We start from the raw sequence: 20,143 nt of genomic DNA on the forward strand, positions 1-20,143 counted from the left end.
CACTCACCTCAGCCCCCCCGGCCTCCCCGCCTCACCCCCTTCGCCCGTCGATGCGTACGCCCCCCTCAATGCGTACGCCGCGTCACGAACTCGGCGAGGGCCAGCAGTCCGCCCGCCGCCTCCGGGTCCGGGACCGCCCTGGCGAGCTGGCCTATCGCCCGCGACATCCGGTCGGCCGCGTGCGCCTGCGCCCAGTCACGCCCGCCCGCCTGCTCCACCAGACATGCCGCACGCTCCAGCTCGGCCTCGCTCATGGCGGTCCTGCCGTACAACTCGGCCAGATCGGCCGCGGCCGGCGTGCCCGAGGCGAGCGCGGCGACCACCGGCAGGGACTTCTTGCGCGCCGCCAGGTCGGCGCCCGCAGCCTTGCCCGTGCGACCGGGGTCACCCCAGATGCCGATGACGTCGTCGATGAGCTGGAAGGCGAGCCCGGCCTCCCTGCCGAACCCGTCGAGCGCGTCGACCTCCTCCGTCGCCCCGCCCGCGTACACCGCCCCGACCGCGCACGCGCAGCCCAGCAGCGCCCCGGTCTTGGCCTCGGCCATGGCCAGGCACTCGTCGAGCGTGACCTCGGCCGGGCCGCGCCGCTCCATGGCGCAGTCCGCCTGCTGCCCCGCGCACAGCTCGATGACACATCGGGCCACCCGGGCGGAGGCCGCCGGGGCCCCCGGGTGGGGGTCCTCGGCGAGCAACCGCATCCCCAGCGCCTGCATGGCGTCACCGACCAGGATCGCGTCGGCGTCGCCGAACACGCTCCAGGCGGTGGGCCGATGCCTGCGCGTGGTGTCGCGGTCCATCACGTCGTCGTGCAGGAGCGTGAAGTTGTGGATCAGCTCCACGGCCGCCGCGGCCCGCACGGCCGTGGCGGGCTCCCCGCCGAGCGCCCGCACCGCGGCGAGCACGAGCGCGGGCCTGATGGCCTTGCCCGCGTTCCCCTCGGCCGGTGTGCCGTCGGCGTGCTCCCACCCGAAGTGGTAGCGCGCGACCCGGCGCAGGGAGCCGGGCAGTGAGTCGATCGCCCCGCGCAGCTCGGGATCGACGCACGCCCGCGCCGCCGCCAGGATCTCCTCGGCCTCTTGGGCCTCCTGGGCCTCCTGCCCCTCACCGGGGCCCTGTGGCCACGACATCATCGCCGCCATGCCTGCCGTGTCCGTCGTCATGTCCGTCATGGACTCACCCCGGGAAGGATGTGAACGGTGGCGGTTCCTCGGCCTGTGGGCGCGTACGGAAGGGGTTTACCCCACGCCGCGGCCACGGACACGGTCCGGCAGTCACGTCCAGCGGCCGATCTCGACGTTCTCCAGGACTCCGAGAGCGTCCGGCACCAGGACGGCCGCGGAGTAGTAGGTCGACACCAGGTACGAGATGATCGCCTGCTCACTGATGCCCATGAACCGCACGGACAGGCTCGGTTCGATCTCGTCCGGGATGCCGCTCTGCCGCAGGCCGACGACACCCTGCTCCTCCTCGCCCGTTCGCATACAGATGATGGAGGTCGTGCGGGCCTCGGTCACGGGGATCTTGTTGCACGGGAAGATCGGGACGCCGCGCCAGGTGGGGATCCTGTTGCCGCCCACGTCGATGGTCTCGGGGACGAGTCCGCGCTTGTTGAGTTCGCGGCCGAACGCGGAGATCGCGCGCGGGTGGGCGAGGAAGAGCTTCGATCCGCGCCTGCGGCTGAGCAGTTCGTCCATGTCGTCGGGGCTGGGCACGCCCTCGTGCGGCTGGATCCGCTGGTCGTACTCGCAGTTGTTGAGGAGTCCGAACTCGCGGTTGTTGATCAGCTCGTGCTCCTGGCGCTCCTTGAGCGCCTCGACGGTGAGCCGCAGCTGCTGCTCCGTCTGGTTCATCGGCTGGTTGTAGAGGTCGGCCACACGCGTGTGGACGCGCAGGACCGTCTGGGCGACGCTCAGCTCGTACTCGCGCGGCGACGATTCGTAGTCCACGAAGGTGCCCGGCAGCACCGCCTCGCCGACGTGCCCGGCCGAGAGGTCGATGGCAGCCTCGCCGTACTTGTTGGTGCGCTGCGCCGGGATGGACCGGAGCCGATGGAGGTGGGCGCGCAGTGATTCGCTGCGCTCGGCTACCTGATCGAGGTCCTGCCTCGGCAGCGTCAGGACCGTACAGTCGGTCACCGCGCGTGTCGTGTACTCCCAGATGGCCTCGGGGTCGAGGAGCGCCGACTCCCCGAAGTAGGAGCCGTCGGCGAGCGTCCCCAGCACCGCGTCGCCGCCGTAGGGTCCCGTGCCGACCTTCTCCACCCGGCCGTGCGCGAGCAGGAAGACCTCGTCGGCCTGACTGCCGAAGGACGTCAGGACCTCGCCCGCGGCGAACTCCTGCTGCCGGCAGCGCCGCGCCAGCTCCGCCAGCACCTCCTGGTCGTCGAAGTCGCGCAGCGCCGGCAGCTCGCCCAGCTCCGCCGGGATGACCTCCACCTGGTCGCCCGTCTTCACGAAGGTCACCCGGCCGTCCCCGACCGAGTAGCTCAACCTCCGGTTCACCCGGTACGTGCCGCCCTGCACCTGCACCCAGGGCAGCATCCGCAGCAGCCAGCGCGAGCTGATCTCCTGCATCTGCGGTGCCGACTTGGTGGTGGTGGCCAGATTCCGTGCGGCTGATGTGCCGAGGCTCTGCTGCGGCTTTTCCGAGTCCGCGCGGATCTCTTCGCCTACCGACATTGCGTGTGCCCTCCCGAGTACCTGCGGTGATCTGCAACCGCCAGCTTTCCAGCACGGAACGTGGCGGCGCCATTACACAAACGAGCGGGAATAGATCACGCTTACGCGGGGCAGGGAGGGGCGTTTCCACCCGTTCGGCCTCGTCGGCTCGCCCGCATGAGCGCCGGGAACTGCGGGATCAAGGCTTCCGTTGAAGACTTTGCGGGGCGGCACAGCCGCACCCTTGGCTTCAACCGGCAGGAGACAGCAATGGCAGGCTTCCTGGATCGCGCCAAAGAGCAGGCGCAGCGGGGCCTCACGCAAGGCAAGCAGAAGCTCGACGAGGTCCAGGAGAAGCGCGCGGGCGACGCCCTCCTGAAGAAGCTCGGCGCCGCGTACTACGCGGAGCGCCGGGGCACCGGCTCCTCCCAGGCCACCCAGCAGGCGCTGGAGGCCCTGGAGTCCCACATCGCGACGCACGGAGACGCCTTCTTGCACGGCACCTGACCGGATCGGCTCGCACGGTGCCCGAACAGGCCTCGGATGGATTCCGAACAGCTGGTCCGGGCACCGGGGTTCCGGTACAAGCAGGGCATACGAGGCGGTTCGCACCGGCGGCCGTCGCGCCCCGCAAAGGAGGCGGTCATGGCCCCACCCATGTCCGCGGATCGCTTCTTGGATGCCCTGAAGGACGAAGGCGTGACCGTCGTCGAAGTCGGCGACTGGAAGCACCACAACCGCAACCACAAGGGGCCCTGGGGCCCCGTACACGGCGTGATGATCCACCACACCGCCACCTCGGGCAGCGAGCGCACGGTGGAGATCTGCCGTGACGGCCATCCCTCGCTGCCCGGCCCGCTCTGCCACGGCGTCATCACCAAGGACGGCTGCGTCCACCTCGTCGGCTACGGCCGCGCCAACCACGCGGGCCTCGGTGACGACGAGGTACTGCGGGCGGTCATCGCCGAGAAGCGCCTGCCTCCGGACAACGAGTCGAACACCGACGGCAACCGCCACTTCTACGGCTTCGAGTGCGAGAACCTCGGCGACGGCGAGGACCCTTGGCCGGACGCCCAGCTGGACGCCATCGAGAGGGTCTCGGCCGCGATCTGCCGCGTCCACGGCTGGACGGAACGCTCGGTGATCGGTCACCTGGAGTGGCAGCCGGGCAAGGTCGACCCGTGCGGATTCACCATGAAACATATGCGGGAGCGCGTCGAGGAACGCCTCAAGTAACTGCGGAGGAGCGAGCACGGGGCTCCTCCACCGAGCCGGCCCCTGCCGCACAGCGTGCCGCGGGGGACAATGGCGGGGTGCACCCCACCCCGCCCGACGGTCTGCGCCCCCGGCTCCCGTCGCCGTTGCAGCGCGTAGAGGACAACCGTTTCGACCGCCACGGCGTGCGCCTCTTCCTCAAACGGGACGACCTGATCCACCCGGATCTGCCGGGCAACAAGTACCGCAAGCTCGTCCTGAACCTGCGGGCCGCCGCCGACGCGGGCCATGACACCTTGCTCACCTTCGGCGGGGCCTACTCCAACCATCTGCGGGCCACCGCCGCGGCGGGCCGTCTCCTCGGCTTCGCCACCGTCGGTGTCGTGCGCGGCGACGAACTCGCCGGACGCCCCCTCAACCCGTCCCTGACCCGCTGTACGACCGACGGCATGCGTCTGCATTTCATCGACAGATCGACATACCGCGCGAAGAGCGAGCCCGGGACCTTGGCGGCCATCCTGCGCGAGGCGGGGGCGGAGAGCGCGTACGTGATCCCCGAGGGCGGCAGCAACGCCCTGGCCGTGCGGGGCTGCACGGCCCTCGGCGAGGAGCTGCGCGAGCACACCGACGTGGCGGCCGTGGCCTGCGGGACCGGTGGCACGCTCGCGGGCCTCGCCGCGGGACTCGGCCCGGACCGGCAGGCCTTGGGCATACCGGTCCTCAAGGGTGGCTTCCTGGGCCCGGACATACGGGCCCTGCAACGCGACACGTTCGGCGGGCCGACCGCCAACTGGCGTCTGGACGAGCGCTTCCACTGCGGCGGCTATGCCCGTACGCCGCCCGAACTCATCGCCTTCGCCGAGGACTTCGAGCGCCGCCACCGGGCGGAAACCGCCCTCTCCGTAGAGCACCTCTACGTCGCCAAGCTGCTCTACGCCCTGACCGCCCTCTCCGAAGAGGGCGCCTTCCGGCCCGGCACCCGCCTCACCGCGGTGATCACCGGCGCCGGTGGGGCTCCGGCTCAGTCCTCGACCTCCCGGTAGGCGGCCGCCTCCTCCAGGTCCAGCTTGCGCAGCAGCGTCCGCATCATCTCGTCGTCGATGCGCCGTTCGTCCCGCATCCTCACGAACACCTCGCGCTCCGCGGCGATCGCCTCGCGCGCCAGCCGCCGGTAGGTGTCGTCCGCGGACTCCCCCGTCACGGGGTTGGACTGACCCAGCCGCTCCCACACGGAGTTGCGGCGCCGTTCCAGGACGGTGCTCAGACGGTCCTGGAGGGGTTGTGGGAGGCGATTGCGCTCGTCCCGCGTGAGTTCCTCCAGCCGGGCCTCCGCGGCCTGTGAGGCGGCGTTCTGCGCCTGCGCCTCGGCGAGCGTCTGCGCCTGTGCGTCCCGGCCCGGCAGTTTCAGGACACGGATCAGCCACGGCAGCGAGAGCCCTTGCACGACGAGCGTGCCGATGACGGTGGTGAAGGTAAGAAACAAGACAAGATTGCGGGCGGGGAAGGGCTCCCCGTCCTCCATGACGAGCGGGATCGAGAAGGCGATCGCCAGCGACACCACGCCCCGCATCCCCGCCCAGCTCACGATCAGCGGCCCGCGCCAGTCCGTGCCGTCCGCGTCCCCGACGCTCCCGATGCCCCTGCCGTTTCCCTCGTTCCCCTCGTGCCCTTCGGTCCCCTCTCGCCTCCTGATCCGCGCCGACACCGCACGCGGCAGATACGTGGCCGGGTAGCACCACGCGAACCGCACGACGACGACGAAGACGAAGACCCCGGCGGCGTACCAGGCCGCCTGTCCGACGCTGTACTCGCCGAGCCCCTTGAGCACGACGGGCAATTGCAGCCCGATGAGCGCGAAGACCGCCGACTCCAGGATGAACGCGACGACCTTCCACACCGCGGCCTCCTGGAGCCGCGTCTCGAAGTCGACCTGCCAGGAGCGGTGGCCCAGATAGAGGGCGACGACGACCACGGCGAGCACCCCGGAGGCATGCACCTGCTCCGCGGCGGCGTACGCGACGAAGGGGATGAGCAGTGACAGCGTGTTCTGGAGCATCGCCTCCTTGAGGTGGGTGCGCAGCCAGTGGATCGGCACCATGAGGAGCAGCCCGACGCCGACCCCGCCGACCGCGGCCACAAGGAACTCCTGGACACCGCCCGCCCAGCTCGCGCCCTCCCCGACCGCCGCCGCGAGGGCCACCTTGAAGGCGGTGATCGCGGTCGCGTCGTTCACCAGGGACTCGCCCTGGAGGATCGTGGTGATCCGCGAGGGCAGCCCCACCCTGCGCGCGACGGCGGTGGCCGCGACCGCGTCCGGGGGCGCGATCACGGCGCCGAGCACCAGCGCGGCGGTCAGCGGCAGATCGGGGATCAGCAGATACGCGAGCCAGCCGACGGCGAGCGTCGCGAAAAGGACGTAGCCGACCGAGAGCAGCGCCACGGGCCTGATGTTGGCGCGCAAGTCCAGATAGGAACTCTCCAGGGCGGCGGTGTGCAGCAGGGGAGGCAGGATCAGCGGCAGCACGATGTGCGGATCGAGGTGGTAGTCGGGCACGCCGGGGACGTACGAGGCGATGAGCCCCACCCCGACCAGGAGCAGCGGAGCCGGGACGGGAGTCCTGCGCGCGGCCCCCGCCACCACGGCACTCGCCGCGATCAGTGCCACCAGGGGCAGTACATCCATCGGCAGACCCCTCCGCCTTCCGCGTCGCCGTCGTAACCTGGCAATCATGAACGAGTGCCCGCACGTCGCGACACTGCCGCACCCCGAGGTGGCCCCGCTGAGCGAAACGTGCCTCGAGTGCCTGGCGGCCGGCAGCCACCCGGTCCAGCTGCGGCTGTGCCTGGAGTGCGGTCACGTCGGCTGCTGCGACTCCTCGCCCTTCCAGCACGCAACGGCGCACTTCAAGGAAACCTCACACGCAGTGATGAGGACCTTCGAGCCGGGCGAGAGCTGGCGTTGGTGCTTTGTCGACGGTTCGATCGTCTGACGCCTGGGTACGTCAACCCGACGCCCGTTCTTTCCAATTGGGCCTGCGAAACCCCTAGCCACTGTGTGTACTCATATGCTTACTATGAGTGACAGCAACGGGACGGGGTCCCCGGGACACGGAGCTGGGGAGCGCGGTAGCGTCACCGCAGAACTACGTGGTGCGTTACCCGTGTGACGCAGTCCGGACCGCCGCTGGACGGCGGTTCTGGAGCCCCGAAAGTGCTTGTACCACCTTGGAGGTGAGGGTGTCCCAGATCGCAGGCGAGCCCGGGAATCAGGACTTCGTGGAGGTCCGCCTTCCGGCTGCGGGTGCCTACCTGTCGGTGCTGCGGACGGCGACGGCCGGCCTCGCGGCGCGTTTGGACTTCACTCTCGACGAGATCGAGGACCTCCGCATCGCGGTCGACGAGGCCTGCGCGATCCTCCTCCAGCAGGCCGTGCCGGGCTCCGTGCTCAGCTGTGTCTTCCGGCTCGTCGACGACTCGTTGGAGGTGACGGTCTCGGCGCCCACGACCGACGGCCGGGCCCCGGAGCGGGACACCTTCGCCTGGACTGTGCTGTCGGCCCTGGCGGGCCAGGTGGACTCCACCGTGGCCGAGGACAACACCGTCTCGATCAGCCTCTACAAGAAGCGCGGCGCGGGACCCGGGCCGGCGTGAGGAACGGGGACGGGCCGGTGCGGGACGAAGAGCGCGGCACACAGGGTCTGCCCGCCGACGGCAGGGAGGGGGTGCGCCGAATGGCCACCGGGATTCCCGAGCAGCAGGCCAAACCTCACCCGGAGGACCTGGGGCAGCCGGGTCCTCTGTCGGTGGCCGATGTGTCGGAGCAGGCAGAGCCGACCGCCAAGGACGAGCTCAAGCAGCTCTCCGGCCGGGGCGGCGGGCGACGGGCGGGAAACATGAGCGAGCACGAGCACAGCCGACACGATCCACGGGACCGCAGCGGCGCACGCGCGATGTTCATCGAGCTGCGCACCCTGAGCGACGGCAGTCCGGAGTACGCGGAGCTGCGCAACCAGCTGGTCCGCATGCACCTGCCGCTCGTCGAGCACCTGGCCCGCCGCTTCCGCAACCGCGGCGAGCCCCTGGACGACCTCACCCAGGTCGCCACGATCGGTCTGATCAAGTCCGTGGACCGCTTCGACCCGGAGCGCGGCGTGGAGTTCTCCACGTACGCGACACCGACGGTCGTAGGCGAGATCAAGCGGCACTTCCGCGACAAGGGGTGGGCGGTCCGCGTCCCGCGGCGTCTCCAGGAGCTGCGCCTCGCGCTGACGACGGCCACGGCCGAGCTGTCCCAGCTGCACGGCCGCTCCCCCACCGTGCACGAACTCGCCGAGAAGCTGGCCATCTCCGAGGAGGAGGTCCTGGAGGGCCTGGAGTCGGCCAACGCCTACTCCACGCTGTCCCTGGATGTCCCCGACACGGACGACGAGTCCCCGGCCGTGGCGGACACCCTGGGCGCCGAGGACGAGGCCCTGGAGGGCGTCGAGTACCGCGAATCCCTCAAGCCACTCCTCGAGGACCTGCCCCCGCGCGAGAAGCGCATTCTGCTCCTGCGCTTCTTCGCCAACATGACCCAGTCGCAGATCGCGCAGGAGGTCGGCATCTCCCAGATGCACGTCTCGCGCCTGCTCGCCCGCACGCTGGCGCAGCTGCGGGAGAAGCTGCTGGTGGAGGAGTAGCCGCCTACTTCTGGTCCTGTACGTTTCCGGGGGCCCGGATGCCGAGGGCCTCGGTCGTCGCGGGATTGATCAGCAGCACCAGCGACGCGACGGCCACGAGCGCGAGGACGATCCCGGCCGGGATCGCCGCGCTGTCGGCCTGCAACAGCTGCCAGGCCACCGGCAGGGCCATGATCTGCGTGATGATCGCGGGGCCGCGGCTCCACCGGCGCAGCTTCATCAGGCCGCGTGCGGCCAGCAGCGGGAGCAGCGCGAGGACGATCAGCGTGATGCCGCCGGTCTCGGCCTGCCGCGGATTGTCGGGCGTACCCGCGAGGCCCATCACGAGCATGTACACACCCCCGGCGAGCAGGGCGAGACCCTCCAGCGCGGACAGGGCCGCGGCAGCGGTCAGCCGCCCGGGACGCGGGCCCGACACGGCCGGCTCCGGGGCTTCGGGGGTGGGTTTCCGCTCAGTGCTCACTCCAGCAGGGTAGCTCCGCGTACACGCCGCCCGGCACCTCGGCCCCGGCCGCCGCGGCACCTCGGTCTAGGCCAGGTAAAGACCCCTAGGTAGTCTGCTGCGCATGCGTGCACTTCTCGTGGTCAACCCGGCGGCAACCACCACCAGTGCGCGTACGCGTGACGTCCTGGTCCACGCGCTGGCGAGCGAGATGAAGCTCGAGGCGGTCACCACGGAGTACCGCGGGCACGCCAGAGACCTGGGCCGGCAGGCCGCGGAGAGCAAGGACATCGAGCTGATCGTCGCCCTGGGCGGCGACGGCACGGTCAACGAAGTGGTCAATGGCCTGCTGCACCACGGCCCCGACCCGGACCGCCTCCCGCGCCTCGCGGTCGTCCCCGGCGGCTCCACCAACGTCTTCGCGCGCGCCCTGGGGCTGCCGAACGACGCCGTGGAGGCCACCGGCGCCCTGCTGGACGCCCTGCGTGAGGGCAGCGAGCGCACGGTGGGCCTCGGCCTCGCGGGCGGCACGCCGGGCACGGAGGACGAGGCGGTGCCTTCGCGCTGGTTCACGTTCTGTGCCGGCCTCGGCTTCGACGGGGGCGTGGTCGGCAGAGTCGAACAGCAGCGGGAGCTGGGCCGGCGCTCGACGCACGCCCTCTATGTGCGCCAGGTGCTCCGCCAGTTCCTCGACGAGCCCCACCGGCGGCGCGGCATGATCACCGTGGAGCGGCCGGGCGAGGACCCGGTGACGGACCTGGTGATGTCGATAGTCTGCAACACCTCTCCCTACTCCTACCTGGGCAATCGCCCCCTGTACGCCTCGCCGCGGGCCTCCTTCGACACGGGTCTGGACGTGCTCGGTCTGAAGAAGCTCTCGACGGCCGCGGTGGCCCGTTACGGCACGCAGCTCCTGACCTCCACGCCGGAGCGCGGACCGCACGGTAAGCACGCGGTTACGCTCCACGACCTGACGGACTTCACCTTGCATTCCAAGGTCCCTCTCCCCCTCCAGATGGACGGCGACCACCTGGGACTGCGGACGAGCGTGACGTTCACAGGCGTTCGCCGTGCACTGCGTGTGATTGTGTGAGTGGAAGGGCCCAAAGTCCTTTCACTCGAACGTTTAGACCAGGGTCCACCCCATGGAAGTACGGCTGTGACCCAGCCGACACTGAGGAATCAAAAAAAACTTTCCTGAAGGGGTTGTATCCGCCGCCGAGGTTTGCGAATCTCTACATGGCGATCGGGACGGCCCGCAACATCGGCCCCACAGAGAGCCAGAACCCCTCCTCCACCACAAGGTCCACACCAGGCGACTGGGCGTCGGCCCTTCCCGTGTCGAGGGATTCGTGAAAGCGTTCACATTCACAAGCAACCTGCATGTAATACCAAGGAGAGGTAGCAGCCATGGACTGGCGTCACAACGCCGTTTGCCGCGAGGAAGACCCCGAGCTCTTCTTCCCCATCGGCAACACCGGTCCTGCGCTGCTGCAGATCGAGGAAGCCAAGGCCGTCTGCCGCCGCTGCCCCGTCATGGAGCAGTGCCTGCAGTGGGCGCTCGAGTCCGGCCAGGACTCCGGCGTCTGGGGTGGCCTCAGCGAGGACGAGCGCCGCGCAATGAAGCGCCGCGCCGCTCGCAACCGTGCACGCCAGGCCAGCGCCTGACGCCCACGCCCCCCACGAGCCTGAGCTTGGCGGCGCGTACAGCGAGTACGCATCTCCCGCCCCCGAGCCGCAGCCGCGCAGTACCCCCGATGCGCATCGCAACGTGAGCAGTGAGCCCCGGACCACATCGGTCCGGGGCTCACTGCTGTGCTCTGCGGCTCGCGCTTATGCCGGCCGTCTACTTTGTCGTCTACTTGTCGCCGCTGAGGGGAACGTCGAGGATCACCTGGGTGCCGCGCTCCGGGGCGCGGACCATGTCGAAGGTGCCGCCCAGCTCCCCCTCCACAAGGGTGCGCACGATTTGCAGGCCGAGATTGCCGGAGCGATGCGGGTCGAAGCCCTCCGGCAGACCGATGCCGTCGTCCTGGACAGTGATCAGCAACCGCGCGTCCTTGGTCGTGCCGCCGCGCACCGCGGAGACCTCGACCGTGCCGGTGTCCCCTTCGCGGAAGCCGTGCTCCAGGGCGTTCTGGAGGATCTCCGTGAGGACCATGGACAGAGGCGTCGCCACCTCGGCGTCGAGGACGCCGAAGCGTCCGGTGCGCCGGCCGGTGACCTTGCCGGGCGAGATCTCGGCGACCATCGCGAGGACCCGGTCGGCGATCTCGTCGAACTCCACGCGCTCGTCGAGGTTCTGGGAAAGCGTCTCGTGGACGATGGCGATGGAGCCCACGCGCCGCACCGCCTCCTCCAGCGCTTCCCTGCCCTTGGCGGAGTCGATGCGCCGGGCCTGGAGTCGCAGCAGCGCGGCGACCGTCTGGAGGTTGTTCTTCACCCGGTGGTGGATCTCCCGGATGGTGGCGTCCTTGGTGATCAACTCGCGCTCGCGGCGGCGGAGTTCTGTGACGTCACGAAGGAGTACGAGAGAACCGATGCGCGGCCCCTTGGGCTTGAGCGGGATGGCGCGCAGCTGGATCACGCCGTCGCCGCCCTCGATCTCGAACTCGCGCGGCGCCCAGCCGCTCGCGACCTTGGCCAGGGCCTCGTCCACCGGGCCGCGGGACGGAGCGAGTTCGGCCGTGGCCCTGCCCAGGTGGTGGCCGACCAGGTCGGAGGCGAGACCCAGCCGGTGGTAGGCGGAGAGCGCGTTCGGTGACGCGTACTGGACGATGCCGTCGGCGTCGAGCCTGAGCAGACCGTCCCCCACGCGCGGGGAGGCGTCCATGTCGACCTGCTGCCCCGGGAAGGGGAACGACCCGGCGGCGATCATCTGCGCCAGGTCGGACGCCGACTGGAGGTAAGTCAGTTCGAGCCGCGAGGGGGTACGCACGGTGAGCAGGTTGGTGTTGCGGGCGATCACTCCCAGAACGCGTCCTTCCCTGCGTACGGGAATGGACTCGACGCGCACCGGGACCTCCTCACGCCATTCCGGGTCGCCCTCGCGCACGATGCGGCCCTCGTCCAGGGCCGCGTCCAGGAGGGGGCGGCGGCCGCGGGGCACGAGGTGGCCGACCATGTCGTCCTGGTAGGAGGTGGGGCCGGTGTTGGGCCGCATCTGCGCCACGGAGACATAGCGGGTGCCGTCGCGCGTGGGGACCCACAGCACCAGGTCGGCGAAGGAGAGGTCGGAGAGCAGCTGCCACTCCGAGACCAGCAGATGCAGCCACTCGAGGTCGGAGTCGCCGAGGGCGGTGTGCTGGCGTACGAGGTCGTTCATGGAGGGCACGTGAGCGAGCGTACCTGTCGCTTCCGGCCGGTCCGCCCGGGAGATTCCTCGACCGCGCGGACTCCCGACGAGCCGCGGCGCCAGGGCGGGACCCTCAACCCGCCCACGGCACCGCAGCCCTTCAGGTGCGTCGGCCGCCAGAATGTGCGGTACTGGCCGACCGACCGGGAGGATCCGACGCGGTCAGGGCAGAGAGCGCCGGGTCCTCGGTCCGCTCTCCTGTGCGGGAAGAGCGGAGGCTTTACCCACGCATTGTGGACTAGACCATTCTGTCATGTCTATGCGTCGGCAGATCTTTGTCGGGCCGGCGCGGGCGTGGCTCCGCCCGGCCGTCAGGCTCCATTCTCCGCTACGGAACCCCGCGGCCACGCCGACATGGCGAGATCGGCCACCGCTTCCAGATCCTCCCTGGTGGCGCCGTCCCTGGCCTGCTGGGACATGCCCTGGAAGACCGCCGCCACGAAGCGGGCGAGGGCCGAGGGGTCGGTGCCCGCCGGCAGCTCGCCCGACGCGACCCCCGCGGCGATGCGGGACTCGATGCCCGCCACGTTGGCGTTGCGCCGGGCGCGCAGGGACTCCTCCACCTCCGGCGTCGTGCAGTTGGTGGCCGCGGTGATGACCAGGCAGCCCCGGGGGTGATCCGGGTCGGTGAACTCGGCCGCGGCTTCCCGCAGCAGCCGCGCCACCGCGCCGCGCGCGGTGGGCTCCTCGTCGAAGGCCCGCCCGCCGAAGGCGCCGTGCGTGACCCCGTACCGCACGACGACTTCGTCGAAGAGGGTCCGCTTGTCGCCGAACGCGGCGTAGAGGCTGGGCGCTCCGATACCCATCACGCGCGTCAGGTCGGAGACGGAGGTGCCTTCGTACCCGTGCTCCCAGAAGGTGCGGACCGCCTGCTCCAGGGCCGTCTCGCGGTCGAAGGAGCGGGGGCGTCCGCGCTGTTTCGTCGCCATGGGGTGAATTGTATAGCGGGCGCTAGAAAAACGGCTCGGGGTCGGGTACGGTTTTTTCTGTAGCGACCACTAGAGAAAGAGGGGGCGTCCGGCATGGGTGCATCCACGGGCAAGCTTGCGGGCAAGACGGCACTGGTCACGGGCGGGAGCCGGGGCATCGGGCGGGGCATCGCCGAGCGGCTCGGGCGGGACGGGGCGCGGGTCGGCGTGCACTACGGCAGCAATGAGACGGCCGCGAAGGAGACGGTGACCGCGATCGAGGAGGCGGGCGGCTCGGCGTTCATGATCGGCGCGGAGCTGGGTGTGCCCGGTGACGCCGAGGCGCTCTGGGCGGAGTTCGACCGGCACGCGGACGGCCTGGACATCCTGGTGAACAACGCGGGCATCGGGCTGTACAGCAGCGTGGGAGAAGTGCGGGAAGCGGATTACGACCGGGTGTTCGCGGTCAACACCAAGGCACCGTTCTTCATCGTGCAGCAAGGGCTCGACCGGCTGCGCGACGGCGGCCGGATCATCAACATCTCCTCCGGCGTCACCCGCATCGCCTTCCCGATCACCATCGCGTACTCGATGACGAAGGGCGCGCTGAACGTGATGACCCACACGCTGGCCCAGGAGCTGGGCCCGCGCGGGATCACGGTGAACGCGGTGGCGCCGGGCATCATCGAGACGGAAATGATGGACGGCCTGCCCGAGGAGCAGCGGGCGGAGATGGCCGGGTATTCGACCTTCAACCGCATAGGGCAGCCCGCCGATGTGGCGGACATCGTCTCCTTCGTCGCGTCGGACGACGCGCGCTGGATCACGGGTCAGTACATCGACGCGACGGGAGGATCGGCGCTGGGTCTCTGAGGGGGCGCCGCGCTGAGCGCGTTGAGGCAGGCGCCGCTGTGGCGGGGGGCGGCACTGTGGCGGTGGGCCCGGCGTCAGCGGGTCTCGGTCACCTTCGCCAGAGCCCGTGGCGCGTCCGGGTCCTGGCCCCGGGCGATCGTGACCTCGTAGGCGAGGAGCTGGAGGGGAATGATCTCCAGGATCGGCTGGACCTCCTCGGCGACGCCGTCGGTCGGCAGTACGAATCCGGCCGACGCCTGCTCGACCTGGGCCTTCGGGCCGATGACCACCAGGTCGGCGCCGCGGCCGCGCAACCGGTCGAGGACGGGCTGGAGCGCCTCGCCGCCCCGGCCGTCCGTCACGACCGCGATGACCGGGGAGATGTTGTCGACCATCGCGAGCGGGCCGTGCAGCAGATCGGCGCCGGAGTAGGCGAGCGCCGGGATGTAGCTGGTCTCCATCAGTTTCAGGGCTGCCTCCTTCGCGGTCGGGTAGCCGTAGCCACGGGAGGTGATCACCATGCGTTCCGCGAAGCGGTAGCGCGCCGCGAGGGCCTTGACCTCGTCCTGGCGGGCGAGCAGTCCGGCGGCCAGTTCGGGCAGGGAGGCGGCGGCCGCGCCGTCCGAGCCGCCCAGCCGCTCGACGAAGAGGTAGAGGGCGAGCAGCGACGCGGTGTACGTCTTCGTGGCCGGGAGCGCCCGCTCCGGTCCCGCCAGGATGTCGATGTGATGCTGGGAGACGGCGGCCAAGGGTGAGTCGGGATTGTTGGTCACCGCGAGGGTGATCGCGCCCGCCTCGCGGGCGGCCTGGGCGGAGGCCACCAGGTCGGGCGAGCCGCCGGACTGACTCACGGTGACGACGAGGACGTCCCGCAGGTCGGGCTTGGCTCCGTACGCGGTGATGGTGGACATCGAGGCGAGGCCGCAGGGCATGCCGAGGCGGACTTCCAGGAGGTACTTCGCGTAGAGCGCGGCGTGGTCGGAGGTGCCGCGGGCGGTGAGCAGGACGAAGCGGGGCTTGCGCTCGGCGACCCGCTCGGCGGTCTGGCGGATCGCCGGGGCACCCGTGTCGAGGAGGCGACGCAGCACCGCGGGCTGCTCGGCCATCTCCCGCGACATGATCCGCCCCGGCCGCTCACTGTCCGGATCCTGAGGAGGCGTGGGGGTCATGCTTCCTACTTTCCCTGGTGGCTGGGTGGGGCGCCTGTGCTGGCGGGGGCGGTTGCTGGCGGGGGCGCCCTGCTGGGGGGCGCCTTAGCTGGGCCCCTGTCCCGGGGCGGGGCGCCTTGGCTGCGGGCCCCTCCGCGCCAGGGGGTGCCTCCACGGGCAGGGCACGTTGGCCGGGGGCTCCTCGGTGCCAGGGGTGCCTCCACGGGCGGGACGCCTTGACCGGGGGTGCCTCTGTGCCGAGGGTGCCTCCGCGGGCCGACTGTCCCTCGGGTCCACCTGAGCCAACAGCCCGCACTGGGCCCGCTCGGCCGAGCTAGGTGCCTGAATCAGCGGCGGCCCCTGCCAGGGGCGGCGCTCGGCGGCCCGAGGGGAGTGAAGCTGGCCCTCGCCAACCCCCGGGTACTCGGTGGGCGGGCAGGGGTGGGATGCGGAGGGGAGCATGAGGTGGGGAAACGGGTGTTCGCTCGGTGCGGCTCTGCTAGATTGGTCTATACCACCAGTCCTCTTGAGTCCCCTCTCCAGATCGGCAGGCCCAGCGTGGAAGTTGTCATCGTCCCGGACGCCAAGGCAGGCGGCGAACTCATCGCGGAGGCCATGGCCGCACTGGTGCGCCGTAAGCCTGACGCCCTGCTCGGTGTCGCGACCGGATCCACCCCGCTGCCCATCTACGAGGCGCTGGCCGCCAAGGTCGCCGCCGGTGCGGTGGATGCCTCGCGGGCGCGGATCTGCCAGCTCGACGAGTACGTGGGGCTGCCGGTCGGGCACCCTGAGTCGTACCGTTCCGTGGTGCTGCGCGAGGTCGTGGAGCCGCTCGGGCTGAGCGAGGCCTCCTTCATGGGCCCCGACGGCAGCGCCGAGGACGTGCAGGCGGCGTGCGAGGCGTACGACAAGGCGCTGGCCGAGGCCGGCGGGGTCGACCTTCAGCTGCTCGGGATCGGGACCGACGGGCACATCGGGTTCAACGAGCCCTGCTCCTCGCTCGCCTCGCGTACGCGCATCAAGACGCTGACCGAGCAGACGCGGGTGGACAACGCGCGCTTCTTCGACGGGGACATCGAGCAGGTTCCCCACCACGTCATCACCCAGGGGATCGGGACGATCCTGGAGGCGCGGCACCTGGTGCTGCTCGCCACGGGTGAGGGCAAGGCGGACGCGGTGGCCGCGACGGTGGAGGGGCCGGTCGCCTCGGTCGTTCCCGCGTCGGCGCTTCAGCTGCACCCGCACGCCACGGTCGTCGTCGACGAGGCCGCCGCCTCCAAGCTGAAGCTCGCGGACTACTTCCGGCACACCTACGCCAACAAGCCCGCGTGGCAGGGACTGTAGGGACGGTCGGCCGTATGTGACGAAAGGGGCGCCCCCCGGCCTGGGGGGGCGCCCCTTTCGTCGTGCTGGTCGCACTACACGTCGTGCTGGTCGCGCCGCACCTCGTGCTGCTCGCGCGTCAGGGGATCACGGGCCGGTGATGACCTCCGCCGCCGCCTCGCCGCAGACCCTCGCCGCGCCGCGCGTCGCGATGTGGATCGCGCCCGCCGGTGCGGACTGGGGGACGCCCATCTCCACCACCACGGTGTCCGGGCGGGCCGCCAGAAGCGTACGGAGGGCCGAGGCCATCCACGCGTGGCGGTGCGCGTCGCGGACCACCGCGACGATGCGGCGCTCCCCCGCGGCCGCGAGGGCCTCGGCGCCCGCCGCGGCACCGGAGAAGCTGCCCGAGGCCGTGCCCGGGAGACGGCGTTCGAGTTCGGCGGTGACGCCCCACGGGGTCTCGTCGCCGACCGCGATGTTGGGGAGCGGCGTGAAGGTGGCGACGTAGGGCGCCTCGGTGACCGGGGCCGCGTACGTCTCACCGCGGGTGACCGTCAGCGCGCGGCGGGCCGCGATCAGACCGATGCCGGTGTCGGGCGCGCCCCCCGAACGATCGGCCGCGCCCGACACCGAACTCCAGCTCGCCAGCGCCCGCACGCGGTCGGCGGCGTCGGCGAGACGTTCCTCGGGCAGTTCGCCCGAGCGGACCGCGGCGACGAAGGCGTCCCGCAGCCGCAGCACGGTGCCCTCGTCGGAGGGGCCGCCGCCCACGCAGATCGCGTCGGCGCCCGCGGCGACGGCGAGGACGCAGCCGCGCTCGAAGCCGTACCGCCCGGCGATGGCCTGCATGTCCATGCCGTCGGTGACGATGAGGCCCTCGTAGCCGAGTTCCCCGCGCAGCAGGTCGGTGAGGATGCGGCGGGAGACCGTGCCGGGGTTCTCCGGGTCCAGGGCGGGGGCGAGGATGTGGGCGCTCATCACGGCCCGCGTACCGGCGGCGATCGCGGCGCGGAACGGCGCGAGGTCGCGGGAGTTCAGCACGTTGCGGTCGACGTCGATGACCGGCACCGAGTGGTGCGAGTCGATCGCCGTGTCGCCGTGGCCCGGGAAGTGCTTGGCGGAGGTGGCGACGCCGGACGACTGCATGCCCTCGATGTACGCGGCCGTGTGCCGGGCGACCAGCTCGGGGTCCGCGCCGAAGGAACGTACGCCGATGACGGGGTTGTCGGGGTTGGCGTTGACGTCGGCGGACGGCGCCCAGTTGAAGTTGATGCCGCAGGCGGCCAGGCGGCGGCCGAGGTCGGCGGCCACCTCGCGGGTCAGCGTCGTGTCGTCGACGGCGCCGAGCGCGTGGTTGCCCGGGTAGGAGGAGCCGGTGCGCACCTCCAGGCGGGTGACGTCGCCGCTCTCCTCGTCGATGGCGACCAGCAGGTCGTCGCGCTCGGCGCGCAGCTGTGCGGTGAGGGCGGCGACCTGTTCGGCGGTCTTGACGTTGCGGCCGAACAGACCGACGGAGGTGAGGCCCTCGCCGATCCTGCGGCGCAGCCAGTCCGGTGCGGTGGTGCCGTCGAAGCCGGGCTGGAGGACAGCCAGGGCGTTGCGGGTGAGGGTGTCCCCCGCGTGGGCCAGAGTCGTCATGGTGAGTTATCCCTTCACGGCGCCGTCGGTCAGGCCGCTGACGGCCCTGCGTTGCAGGAAGACGAAGAGGATCAGGATCGGGAGGGCGAAGAGGGAGGCCGCGGCCATCGTGGCGCCCCAGTCGTCGCCGAAGGCGGTCTGGAAGCTGGACAGCCAGATCGGCAGGGTCTTGGCGTCCGCCTCCTTGTTGATCACGAGGGCCAGCGGGAACTCGTTCCAGGCGGTGATGAAGCCGAAGAGCGAGGTCGACATCAGGCCCGGCGCGAGCAGCGGGAGGATGACGCGGCGGAAGGCCTGCATGCGCGTACAGCCGTCGACCATGGCGGACTCCTCCAGCTCCTTGGGCACCGCGGCGACGAAGCCGCGCAGCGTGAGGAGGGTGAAGGGCAGGATCATTACCATGTAGAAGAGGGTGAGCGGGATCAGACTGTTCAGCATGTCGGCGTCACGCACGATGATGTAGATCGCGATGACCATGACTTCCCAGGGCGCCATCTGCGCCAGCATGAAGCCGATGATGAAGCCGCGCCGCCCCTTGAACCGCATCCGGGCGAGGGCGAAGGCCCCGGTGACGCCGATGATGAGCGAGAAGACGACCGCGCAGACGGTGACGGTGATCGAGTTGCCGACCATCGTCCAGAAGTGGTCGGCGTCCATCGCCGTCTTGAAGTGTTCGAGCGTGGCGTCGGCCGGGAACCAGACCGGGTCCTCGCTGATGATGTCGCCGGTCGGCTTGAAGGCCGTGGCGAACATCCAGTAGACGGGGAAGACGAAGACGAGGAAGAGAACGACGGCGGTCAGGTTGGGCCAGATCCGGCCCAGCGGCGAGCGCTTCACAGCTCGTCCTCCTCTTGCTTGAGCACGATCCGCAGGTAGTACGAGGTGATGGCCAGCAGGATGACGATGGTGAGCATCGCGATCGCCGCGCCCATGCCGAAGTGCTGGTTGCCCATGCCCTCGATGTAGGCGTAGACGGGCAGGATCTCGGTGAGCCGCTCGGGCCCGCCCTCGTTGAGCGTGAAGACCTGGACGAACGCCTTGAAGACCCAGATGATCTCCAGGAACGTCGTGGCGTAGATGAAGGGCCGCAGATACGGCAGGGTGACCGAGGTGAACTGCTTCCAGGCGCCGGCGCCGTCCAGCGAGGCGGCCTCGTACAGCTCCTTGGGGATGGTCGTGGTGGCCGCGTAGAGGTTGATCGCTACGAAGGGGATCGACTGCCAGACGATCAGGAGCAGGACCACGAAGAAGGTGGAGTACTGCGTGCTGAGCCAGTCGTGGTCGGCCATCGACTCGAAGCCGATCTTGGCGAGCACCCAGTTGACGACGCCGAAGCGCTGTGCGAACAGCCACTGGTAGACGGTGGTCGAGGCGACGACGGGCATCGCCCAGGCCAGGACGAGCCCGACCATGAGCAGCGTGCGCATCTTGCGGCCGAGGCGCGCGAGCAGCAGCCCGACCAGCGTGCCGAGGATCATGATCAGTACGACGTTGGCGGCGGTGAAGGCGATCGAGCGCCCGGTGACGCGCCAGAAGTCCTCGCCGGTGAGGACGTCCTTGTAGTTGTCGAACCCGTTCCACTCGGTCAAGTGCAGGATGAACTGCCGCATGTTGAGGTTCTGGAACGACAGGATCCCGTTGTTGACCAGCGGCCAGCCGAGCAGCAGCAGGGTGGCGATGATCGCGGGGGCCAGGAGCAGATAGGGCGTGAGGCCGGTGAGACGCCCCGGGGTGGCGCGCGGGCCGCGTGGTCGTGGTCCGCCGTCCGGTGTCTGCACCTCCGTCGGGCCGGAGGGCGGCCGTTCGGTCTTCTGCACGGTCATGCTCGCCATCTCTTTCGTGGGCATCGCGGTACGCAGAGGCGTGGGCTGCGCGGTACGCAGAGGTATGCCGGGGGCGGCGGGGGCGCGTCACCCGCCGCCC

20 protein-coding genes are annotated in these 20,143 nt (G+C 70.5%); 10 read left to right on the forward strand and 10 right to left on the reverse strand.

What is annotated here, in order from left to right; translation table 11 throughout:
* Positions 1-65: 65 nt before the first annotated feature.
* Together IG54_RS0111190 and IG54_RS0111195 are read right to left on the reverse strand one after the other, a co-directional pair.
* Positions 66-1,169 carry a family 2 encapsulin nanocompartment cargo protein polyprenyl transferase gene (locus IG54_RS0111190; protein ID WP_420712240.1) on the reverse strand — a complete coding sequence of 368 codons (1,104 nt, stop codon included), beginning with the start codon at positions 1,167-1,169 and terminating at the stop codon, positions 66-68.
* Positions 1,170-1,271: 102 nt separating this feature from the next.
* Positions 1,272-2,678: a family 2B encapsulin nanocompartment shell protein gene (locus tag IG54_RS0111195; RefSeq protein ID WP_030780822.1), complete on the reverse strand. Its 1,407-nt coding sequence runs from the start codon at positions 2,676-2,678 to the stop codon at positions 1,272-1,274.
* A 249-nt stretch (positions 2,679-2,927) separates the two neighbouring features.
* Here IG54_RS0111195 and IG54_RS0111200 point away from each other — a divergent pair, with 249 nt between their 5' ends.
* From IG54_RS0111200 to IG54_RS0111210, 3 genes are all read left to right on the forward strand, one after another.
* A complete protein-coding gene (locus IG54_RS0111200; protein ID WP_030780825.1) occupies positions 2,928-3,164 on the forward strand; it encodes a hypothetical protein in 237 nt (78 codons plus the stop codon).
* A 138-nt stretch (positions 3,165-3,302) separates the two neighbouring features.
* Positions 3,303-3,893: an N-acetylmuramoyl-L-alanine amidase gene (locus IG54_RS0111205; protein ID WP_030780828.1), complete on the forward strand. Its 591-nt coding sequence runs from the start codon at positions 3,303-3,305 to the stop codon at positions 3,891-3,893.
* 77 nt (positions 3,894-3,970) lie between these two features.
* Entirely contained in the window at positions 3,971-4,915 is a 945-nt protein-coding gene (locus tag IG54_RS0111210) for a 1-aminocyclopropane-1-carboxylate deaminase/D-cysteine desulfhydrase (RefSeq protein ID WP_037896885.1), read from the forward strand.
* Here IG54_RS0111210 and IG54_RS0111215 read toward each other — a convergent pair.
* A complete protein-coding gene (locus IG54_RS0111215) occupies positions 4,894-6,555 on the reverse strand; it encodes a Na+/H+ antiporter (protein ID WP_030780834.1) in 1,662 nt (553 codons plus the stop codon). The two genes, IG54_RS0111210 and IG54_RS0111215, sit on opposite strands and share 22 nt — an antisense overlap.
* A gap of 46 nt (positions 6,556-6,601) precedes the next feature.
* On the opposite strand from IG54_RS0111215, the gene IG54_RS0111220 reads away from it, so the two are divergent.
* The 3 genes from IG54_RS0111220 (at position 6,602) to IG54_RS0111230 (ending at position 8,551) form a co-directional block, all read left to right on the forward strand.
* Positions 6,602-6,862 (forward strand): UBP-type zinc finger domain-containing protein, encoded by a 261-nt coding sequence (locus IG54_RS0111220; protein ID WP_030780837.1) that lies wholly within the window; start codon positions 6,602-6,604, stop codon positions 6,860-6,862.
* 247 nt (positions 6,863-7,109) lie between these two features.
* A complete protein-coding gene (locus IG54_RS0111225; protein WP_030780840.1) occupies positions 7,110-7,523 on the forward strand; it encodes an anti-sigma regulatory factor in 414 nt (137 codons plus the stop codon).
* 17 nt (positions 7,524-7,540) lie between these two features.
* Entirely contained in the window at positions 7,541-8,551 is a 1,011-nt protein-coding gene (locus IG54_RS0111230; protein WP_420712241.1) for an RNA polymerase sigma factor SigF, read from the forward strand.
* 4 nt (positions 8,552-8,555) lie between these two features.
* On the opposite strand, the gene IG54_RS0111235 is transcribed toward IG54_RS0111230, so the two are convergent.
* On the reverse strand, positions 8,556-9,014 hold the full coding sequence (locus IG54_RS0111235) for a hypothetical protein (RefSeq protein WP_030780846.1): 459 nt from the start codon (positions 9,012-9,014) through the stop codon (positions 8,556-8,558).
* Between the two features lie 103 nt (positions 9,015-9,117).
* Here IG54_RS0111235 and IG54_RS0111240 point away from each other — a divergent pair, with 103 nt between their 5' ends.
* Positions 9,118-10,086, forward strand: coding sequence for a diacylglycerol/lipid kinase family protein (locus tag IG54_RS0111240; RefSeq protein WP_030780849.1), 969 nt, complete (start codon positions 9,118-9,120; stop codon positions 10,084-10,086).
* 317 nt (positions 10,087-10,403) lie between these two features.
* Positions 10,404-10,661, forward strand: a complete 258-nt coding sequence (locus tag IG54_RS0111245) for a WhiB family transcriptional regulator (RefSeq protein ID WP_016639615.1) — start codon at positions 10,404-10,406, stop codon at positions 10,659-10,661.
* A 190-nt stretch (positions 10,662-10,851) separates the two neighbouring features.
* On the opposite strand, the gene IG54_RS0111250 is transcribed toward IG54_RS0111245, so the two are convergent.
* On the reverse strand, positions 10,852-12,318 hold the full coding sequence (locus IG54_RS0111250) for a sensor histidine kinase (RefSeq protein ID WP_030780854.1): 1,467 nt from the start codon (positions 12,316-12,318) through the stop codon (positions 10,852-10,854).
* Between the two features lie 341 nt (positions 12,319-12,659).
* Positions 12,660-13,277, reverse strand: a complete 618-nt coding sequence (locus tag IG54_RS0111255; RefSeq protein ID WP_030780857.1) for a TetR/AcrR family transcriptional regulator — start codon at positions 13,275-13,277, stop codon at positions 12,660-12,662.
* A 93-nt stretch (positions 13,278-13,370) separates the two neighbouring features.
* On the opposite strand from IG54_RS0111255, the gene IG54_RS0111260 reads away from it, so the two are divergent.
* Positions 13,371-14,129, forward strand: a complete 759-nt coding sequence (locus tag IG54_RS0111260) for an SDR family oxidoreductase (protein WP_030780860.1) — start codon at positions 13,371-13,373, stop codon at positions 14,127-14,129.
* Positions 14,130-14,203: 74 nt separating this feature from the next.
* Here IG54_RS0111260 and IG54_RS0111265 read toward each other — a convergent pair whose 3' ends face one another.
* Positions 14,204-15,277: an SIS domain-containing protein gene (locus tag IG54_RS0111265; protein ID WP_030780862.1), complete on the reverse strand. Its 1,074-nt coding sequence runs from the start codon at positions 15,275-15,277 to the stop codon at positions 14,204-14,206.
* A 537-nt stretch (positions 15,278-15,814) separates the two neighbouring features.
* Between IG54_RS0111265 and nagB the strand changes: the two genes are divergently transcribed.
* Positions 15,815-16,600 (forward strand): glucosamine-6-phosphate deaminase, encoded by a 786-nt coding sequence (nagB, locus tag IG54_RS0111275; protein ID WP_030780866.1) that lies wholly within the window; start codon positions 15,815-15,817, stop codon positions 16,598-16,600.
* A gap of 126 nt (positions 16,601-16,726) precedes the next feature.
* Here nagB and IG54_RS0111280 read toward each other — a convergent pair whose 3' ends face one another.
* From IG54_RS0111280 to IG54_RS0111290, 3 genes are read right to left on the reverse strand one after another with little or no spacing between them, the layout of a single operon-like run.
* The gene (locus tag IG54_RS0111280; RefSeq protein ID WP_030780869.1) at positions 16,727-18,220 is read right to left on the reverse strand and encodes a glycoside hydrolase family 3 protein; all 1,494 of its coding nucleotides are present in this window, start codon (positions 18,218-18,220) and stop codon (positions 16,727-16,729) included.
* Between the two features lie 6 nt (positions 18,221-18,226).
* Positions 18,227-19,057 (reverse strand): carbohydrate ABC transporter permease, encoded by an 831-nt coding sequence (locus IG54_RS0111285; protein WP_030780872.1) that lies wholly within the window; start codon positions 19,055-19,057, stop codon positions 18,227-18,229.
* The gene (locus tag IG54_RS0111290) at positions 19,054-20,043 is read right to left on the reverse strand and encodes a carbohydrate ABC transporter permease (RefSeq protein ID WP_030780875.1); all 990 of its coding nucleotides are present in this window, start codon (positions 20,041-20,043) and stop codon (positions 19,054-19,056) included. The genes IG54_RS0111285 and IG54_RS0111290 overlap by 4 nt, the downstream gene beginning before the upstream one ends.
* Positions 20,044-20,143 lie beyond the last annotated feature (100 nt).

Origin of the sequence: Streptomyces sp. NRRL S-920, assembly GCF_000717945.1 — a bacterium.
In the GTDB taxonomy this organism is placed as follows: Bacteria; Actinomycetota; Actinomycetes; order Streptomycetales; family Streptomycetaceae; genus Streptomyces; species Streptomyces alboniger.

Excerpts from the sequence above, each read along its gene's own strand:
- IG54_RS0111190 (WP_420712240.1), bottom strand. The coding sequence starts at position 1,169 with ATGACGGACATGACGACGGACACGGCAGGCATGGCGGCGATGATGTCG.
- IG54_RS0111195 (WP_030780822.1), bottom strand. The coding sequence starts at position 2,678 with ATGTCGGTAGGCGAAGAGATCCGCGCGGACTCGGAAAAGCCGCAGCAG.
- IG54_RS0111200 (WP_030780825.1), top strand. The coding sequence starts at position 2,928 with ATGGCAGGCTTCCTGGATCGCGCCAAAGAGCAGGCGCAGCGGGGCCTC.
- IG54_RS0111205 (WP_030780828.1), top strand. The coding sequence starts at position 3,303 with ATGGCCCCACCCATGTCCGCGGATCGCTTCTTGGATGCCCTGAAGGAC.
- IG54_RS0111215 (WP_030780834.1), bottom strand. The coding sequence starts at position 6,555 with ATGGATGTACTGCCCCTGGTGGCACTGATCGCGGCGAGTGCCGTGGTG.
- IG54_RS0111220 (WP_030780837.1), top strand. The coding sequence starts at position 6,602 with ATGAACGAGTGCCCGCACGTCGCGACACTGCCGCACCCCGAGGTGGCC.
- IG54_RS0111240 (WP_030780849.1), top strand. The coding sequence starts at position 9,118 with ATGCGTGCACTTCTCGTGGTCAACCCGGCGGCAACCACCACCAGTGCG.
- IG54_RS0111245 (WP_016639615.1), top strand. The coding sequence starts at position 10,404 with ATGGACTGGCGTCACAACGCCGTTTGCCGCGAGGAAGACCCCGAGCTC.
- IG54_RS0111250 (WP_030780854.1), bottom strand. The coding sequence starts at position 12,318 with ATGAACGACCTCGTACGCCAGCACACCGCCCTCGGCGACTCCGACCTC.
- IG54_RS0111255 (WP_030780857.1), bottom strand. The coding sequence starts at position 13,277 with ATGGCGACGAAACAGCGCGGACGCCCCCGCTCCTTCGACCGCGAGACG.
- IG54_RS0111260 (WP_030780860.1), top strand. The coding sequence starts at position 13,371 with ATGGGTGCATCCACGGGCAAGCTTGCGGGCAAGACGGCACTGGTCACG.
- IG54_RS0111265 (WP_030780862.1), bottom strand. The coding sequence starts at position 15,277 with ATGACCCCCACGCCTCCTCAGGATCCGGACAGTGAGCGGCCGGGGCGG.
- IG54_RS0111280 (WP_030780869.1), bottom strand. The coding sequence starts at position 18,220 with ATGACGACTCTGGCCCACGCGGGGGACACCCTCACCCGCAACGCCCTG.
- IG54_RS0111290 (WP_030780875.1), bottom strand. The coding sequence starts at position 20,043 with ATGACCGTGCAGAAGACCGAACGGCCGCCCTCCGGCCCGACGGAGGTG.